Genomic DNA, 4,119 nt, shown 5'->3' with positions numbered 1-4,119 from the left:
TTTTCAATTTTCACTTTTCACTCTTCACTTTTCCCTCTCTTATATTTCCACCGCTTGTGTGTCCAGAGCCAGTTGGCCGGGTTGCGCAGGATGGTCTGTTCCATGCGGCGCGTATAGTCTTCGGTGATTCGGTTCTCCGGCAGCTCTTTCGGACGGTCGGTAATTAACTGAAAGTCGACCGTGTAATGTCCGCGTTTCTCCTGTCTGACGTCGGCATAAATCACCGGCACATTCAGCTTGACGGCCAGACGCTCCGGGCCTGTCAGCATGGCCGACTCCTGATTCAGAAACGTCGTCCAGTAGTGCAGGTTAGCGCGGCTCGGCGTCTGGTCGGCGATAAAGACGAAGAGGCTCGGCTGTTTTTCGCGGGTGAGGCGGACTACTTCGCGCACCACGTCTTTCTTCCTGATACCAAAAGCCCCGAAGCGTGTGCGCAGAAAAATGAACAGTTTGTCGAACGCCTTGTTGTTGAGCGGACGATAGATTTGGTAAACATTCAAGTCTCCACCGAAGCACGACGGAAAACCGGTGAACCATTCCCAGTTGCCGTAATGTCCCATCACGAGGATCAGGCTCGTGTGACCCTGTGCCAAAAGCGGCTGAACCATCTCGGGATTCGACAGGTGCGACCGACGGAGCAGTTCCTCGTGCGAGATGCCCGCCAACTTAATCGTCTCGACGATATAGTCGGCGAAATGCCGGTAAAACCGCCGTTCCAGATCGCGCCGTTCTCGCTCCGTCTTTTCGGGGAACGCATGACGCATGTTGCGCCGCACCACCTTCAACCGGTACCGCGCGACACGGTAAATGATAAACGACAACGCGTCGGAAAACACATATAAAACCCCCATCGGGAGCAGGGCGCAGGTTTTTACCCAGACGTATAGCAGTGCGTATAACAGTCGGTTGCCCATGATGTTCAGTCGATAAGGGTTGCCGTTAATGTCGTGTTATCCGCGTTCCACCCCTCCAGCCTGACGGGTATGATGCGATTGACCAGCGCTGCGTCGTAGGGCGCTTCCGTTTTGATGTAGTTTGCCGTGAAGCCGTACATGCGGTTGCCTTTGCGCGCGTGTTCGAAGAGTACTTCGGCCGTCGTGCCGATGTGTGCCTCGTAAAACTCGCTGAGCTTGCGGTCGGATAAATCGAGCAACGCTTTGCTGCGCGCGTGTTTCACTTCGGGCGAGACGACCGGCGTGATTTTCAGCGCCTGTGTGCCGGCACGCTCCGAGTAGCTGAATACGTGCAGTTGCGAAACGGGTAACGACTCCAGAAACTCCCGGCACGCCTCGAAATAGGCGTCCGTCTCGCCCCGCGTTCCCACGATGACGTCTACGCCGATAAACGCGTGCGGCATCAACGACTTGATGCGTTCCACCCGTTGGCGGAACAGCGCCGTGTCGTAACGCCGGCGCATCAGCTTCAGCACTTCGTCGCTTCCGCTTTGCAGCGGGATGTGGAAATGAGGCATAAAACGGTTGCTGGTAGCGGCGAACTCGATGATCTCGTCCGTAATCAGGTTCGGCTCGATCGACGAAATGCGGTAACGTGCGATACCTTCCACCTCGTCGAGCGCGCGAATCAGGTCTGAAAACGTTTCGTTCGTGCTCTTCCCGAAATCGCCGATATTCACGCCGGTCAGTACGATCTCCTTGCCGCCTTCGCGCGCCACCTGTTCGGCCTGCGCGACGAGGTCGGCGATCTTACCGTTCCGGCTGCGTCCGCGCGCAAACGGAATCGTGCAGAAAGAGCAGAAATAGTCGCATCCGTCCTGCACCTTCAGAAAATGACGCGTGCGATCGCCCGACGAACACGAGGGCGTAAACGTGCGGATGCTCTTCGTCTCCGATGTGACGACCTTCTTCTCTTCCGTCCATTCATTCAGATAGCGGATTACGTCGCCCTTCTGCTCGGCGCCCAAAACCATATCCACATGGTCTATCTGCGATACTTCTTCGGGCTTCAATTGCGCGTAACATCCGGTAACTACCACAAAGGCATCGGGGTGTTGTTTGCGTACCCGCCGGATCAGCTGGCGGCATTTCTTGTCGGCCAGCTCCGTCACCGAGCAGGTATTGATGACGCATATATCGGCTTGTTCTCCGTTTCGGACTTTACGGATGCCGTGTGCGGCCAGTTCTTTCCCGATCGTCGACGTTTCCGCAAAGTTGAGTTTGCAGCCCAACGTATAATAGGCCGCCTTTTTGTTTTCAAAAACCGCTTCGTCAATCATCTGCCCTTGTTATTGTATGAAACCGCAAAGGTAGAAGAAATTCCAAGAACGGCAAAAGCACCCGATTACTCTTTGGATCATTCTGTCTTTATCGTAATTACACATTTTTTTTTACTTTTGCAGCCTTGAACAAAAAGTAAATGGCAACGTGATGATTAAGGAAAATTTTATCAAGTTATACGAAACGAGTTTTCGCGAGAATTGGGATCTGCCGTCGGTGTCCGACTATGGCGCGGATCAGGTGTTTTTCTTTCGCGATGTCGCCCGCGAGATCGCCCGGTTGCATCTCGTACTGGAGCAATGTCGGGTGAAGAAGGGCGATAAGGTTGCGCTGGTCGGGAAAGATTGCGCGCACTGGTGTATTGCCTACATGGCGACGATTACGTATGGTGCTGTGATCGTTCCGATTTTGCAAGACTTCAATCCGAACGATATTCATCACATCATCAATCACTCCGAGTCGGTCGTCCTGTTTGTCTCCGACCGTATCTGGGACACGCTCGAAGAAGAAAAGATTCCGGATGTGCAAGTCGCTTTTTCATTGACCGATTTCCACTGCATCTTGCGTCGGGAAGGAATGCCTTCGCGATTGCGTCGGGAAGATGTGGATGCGTTGATGGCCAAAAAGTATCCTGACGGTTTCGCGAAAGAAGATATCCGTTATGCGGAGGTCGGTAACGAGGAACTGGTCGAGATTAACTACACGTCCGGAACGACAGGTTTCAGCAAAGGGGTGATGCTGACGGGGAATAATCTGGCAGGCAACGTAACGTACGCTCAAACCCTGAATCTGATGTTTCGCGGAGATGATGAACTTTGCTTTCTTCCGTTGGCTCATGCGTATAGCTGCGCCTTTAATTTGCTCACCCCGATGGCTATCGGGGCGCACGTCCATGTGCTCGGCAAGCTGCCGTCGCCGAAAGTGCTGCTCAAGGCTTTTCAAGACGTGAAACCGAATTTGATTATCACCGTTCCGCTGATTCTTGAGAAAATATATAAGAACGTCATCCTGCCGCAGCTTAATAAGCGTTCGATGAAGATGGCGCTGAGCATTCCGCTGCTGGCCAACCGGATTTATTCGCAGATCAACAAACGCCTGACCGACACACTGGGAGGACGGTTTTGCGAAGTCATTGTCGGGGGGGCAGCCATGAATCAGGAGGTGACCGACTTCCTTTGTAAAATCAAATTTCCGGTAACCATCGGGTACGGAATGACGGAGTGCGGCCCGCTGATCAGCTATTCGAATCATCGGGTCTTCGAGCCTACTTCGTGCGGGCATATCCTGAAAGATATTATGGACGTGCGTATCGATTCTCCCGACCCGTATCATGAGGTCGGAGAAATACAGGTGCGCGGCGAGAATGTCATGTTAGGCTATTTCAAGAACGATGAGGCAACCGCAAACGCCTTTACCGAAGACGGTTGGCTGCGCACCGGAGATATGGGAACGATTGATGAGGAAAAGCGTATCTTTATCAGAGGACGAAGTAAAACCATGATATTAAGCTCAAACGGCCAGAATATCTATCCTGAGGAGTTGGAATCGAAGCTCAATAATATGCCTTTTGTGATGGAGAGTCTGGTGCTTGAGCAAGACGGAAAAATTGTAGCGCTTGTTTATCCGGATTATGATTCGGTCGATACGACGGTCGTTCAGCACAGTGATTTGCCGGCCATCATGGAGCAAAATCGGATCGAAGTAAACAAGCTGCTGGCTCCTTACGAACGTATAGCCCGAATCGAACTTTACCCGACCGAATTTGAAAAAACGCCCAAAAGAAGTATCAAGCGTTTTCTTTACCAAACGTTGTCCGGGCAGAAATAAAAGGCTCTATTTTTCTTTTATATATATTAATGTATATACTGGCTTGTAGCTTTATTTA

Annotated in this window: 3 protein-coding genes; 1 reads left to right on the top strand and 2 read right to left on the bottom strand. The window is 52.1% G+C overall.

Features of this window, described 5'->3' with window-relative positions; genetic code table 11:
- Positions 1–17 precede the first annotated feature (17 nt).
- Both Q4A89_RS11635 and mtaB read right to left on the bottom strand, forming a co-directional pair.
- A complete protein-coding gene (locus tag Q4A89_RS11635) occupies positions 18–914 on the bottom strand; it encodes a lysophospholipid acyltransferase family protein (RefSeq protein WP_303185677.1) in 897 nt (298 codons plus the stop codon).
- A gap of 5 nt (positions 915–919) precedes the next feature.
- Entirely contained in the window at positions 920–2,233 is a 1,314-nt protein-coding gene (mtaB, locus tag Q4A89_RS11630) for a tRNA (N(6)-L-threonylcarbamoyladenosine(37)-C(2))-methylthiotransferase MtaB (RefSeq protein WP_303185675.1), read from the bottom strand.
- A gap of 151 nt (positions 2,234–2,384) precedes the next feature.
- Between mtaB and Q4A89_RS11625 the strand changes: the two genes are divergently transcribed.
- Positions 2,385–4,061: an AMP-binding protein gene (locus Q4A89_RS11625; protein WP_303185673.1), complete on the top strand. Its 1,677-nt coding sequence runs from the start codon at positions 2,385–2,387 to the stop codon at positions 4,059–4,061.
- Positions 4,062–4,119 lie beyond the last annotated feature (58 nt).

This window comes from Tannerella sp. (assembly GCF_030528505.1).
Lineage (GTDB): Bacteria > Bacteroidota > Bacteroidia > Bacteroidales > Tannerellaceae > Tannerella.
The sequence above is the reverse complement of the archived record's forward strand: the minus strand, read 5'-3'. Positions and strand labels throughout refer to the sequence as shown.